Source organism: Actinoallomurus acaciae, from assembly GCF_042429965.1.
GTDB lineage: Bacteria > Actinomycetota > Actinomycetes > Streptosporangiales > Streptosporangiaceae > Actinoallomurus > Actinoallomurus acaciae.
Window position 1 is genome coordinate 1,161 of sequence record NZ_JBHLZP010001112.1, and the last position, 1,058, is coordinate 2,218.

Genomic DNA, 1,058 nt, shown 5'->3' on the forward strand with positions numbered 1-1,058 from the left:
AAGGGCGGGGAGCCTCCCGAAGGGCGGGGAGCCTCCCGAAGGGCGGGGAGCCTCCCGAAGGGCGGGGAGCCTCCCGGACGGCGGGGAGCCTCCCGGACGGCGGGGAGCCTCCCGGACGGCGGGGAGCCTCCCGGACGGCGGGGAGCGTCCCGGACGGCGGAATGTCCCGGACGGCTTGGCCATCTGCCCAGTTCTGGAACGTGTCCTGGAGCTGAGCAATCGCGGCCCGCTGGTGTTGCTGACCGGCTTCCAGACACCCGCTGCGCTGGGTGGAATCGGCGTGGACGGCTTGACCGCTACCCCGCGACGCCCAAGCAGCGCTGGCCTCGGTCCGAGCGGGCCCATGGCCCGTCGGTGGTACGGGCGTTGGGATGTTCGAGGCCGAACCAATTCTTCAGGGTCCAGACGATCGCTTCGACCCGCCGGCGCAGCCAGGCGGGGGAACACCTACACCGCCGGGGTGGGTTCGTCGTCGCGGCGCAGGCCGGGGCCGGCCCGCCCCGCGCTCGCGTTGGCCCGCTTCAGCCATAACCCATCAACGCCCTAGGGTCGGCGTGAGGAGGGATCGATGCCGACCCGAGACGAGATCGCGCGAGAGCCCGTGGTGCTGGCGATTCCCGGCACGCTCTGTGCGCCTGCGGTGTTCCGGCCGCTGGCGCGGCGGCTGGCGGGGCAGGTCGAGATCGACGCGGTGTCCTGGATGACCGAGCCCGGTCCCTGGGACCTCGGCGCGGTCGCCGATCGGCTCGCCGCGCACATCGTGCGGCGGCACGGCGCACCGGTCGTGGTCATCGGGCATTCCACCGGCGGTGCGATCGCGCTGCGGCTCGTGGCCGGGCACGCCGGGCTGGTGGCCGGCCTGCTGCTGGTCGACACCGGCGCGCACATGCGCGGCCATGGCGACGTGGACGCGATCCTGACCGCGCTGGCCACCGACTGGGGTCCGCGGCTGCACGCCGGGGTGCTGGACCGGTCGTTCGCCACGCCGCCCGGCCCGGCGTTCCGCGACGAGCTGCTCGACTACGCGGCCGGGGTGCCCGCCCAGGCGGCGCTGGACG

1 protein-coding gene and 1 pseudogene are annotated in these 1,058 nt (G+C 74.7%); one reads left to right on the forward strand and one right to left on the reverse strand.

The genetic code is table 11. The annotated features are described in order from the left end of the window. Nucleotides 1-335: 335 nt before the first annotated feature. Nucleotides 336-443 (reverse strand): annotated as a pseudogene (locus ACFFNX_RS52470) (IS982 family transposase); the annotation flags it as partial. Nucleotides 444-568: 125 nt separating this feature from the next. Here ACFFNX_RS52470 and ACFFNX_RS50945 point away from each other — a divergent pair. Then, on the forward strand, nt 569-1,058 hold a 490-nt coding region (locus ACFFNX_RS50945), incomplete at its 3' end, for an alpha/beta fold hydrolase (RefSeq protein WP_378213714.1).